At 34.8% G+C, this 351-nt stretch carries 1 protein-coding gene; it reads left to right on the top strand.

The genetic code is table 11. From position 1 onward, the window contains the following. Positions 1–196: hypothetical protein (locus IUY40_RS19585; RefSeq protein ID WP_229335721.1), on the top strand; the 196-nt coding region annotated here is incomplete at its 5' end. Between the last annotated feature and the right edge of the window lie 155 nt (positions 197–351).

Here is a 351-nt window from a genome sequence, read left to right as displayed (position 1 = left end):
GCAAAAGCTCAAACCCACAAACTTAAACTATTGTGCCTACAGGCTCGAATTATTGTTGTCGATTACATCATACTGGAGCAGGAACTCAAACCAACGAACTCAAACTATTGCACCCACAGGCTCGAATTATAGTTGTTGGTTGCGTCGAACTGTAGTAGAAGCTAACAAACCAACGAACCTAAACTATTATACATAAAGACTCGAATTATCATTGTTAGTTGCATTTTTTAGGCTAAAAAGAGAGTTCAATTTAAATATTTATTTTACCCACCATACCCCCAAAGTGGGTAAAGTGGTTTTTTAAAAAGTCGATAAAAATTATGATTTGTAAATTTCACAAAGCTTTACGAT

Source organism: Flavobacterium sp. ALJ2, from assembly GCF_015594725.1.
GTDB lineage: Bacteria > Bacteroidota > Bacteroidia > Flavobacteriales > Flavobacteriaceae > Flavobacterium.
The sequence above is the reverse complement of the archived record's forward strand: the minus strand, read 5'-3'. Positions and strand labels throughout refer to the sequence as shown.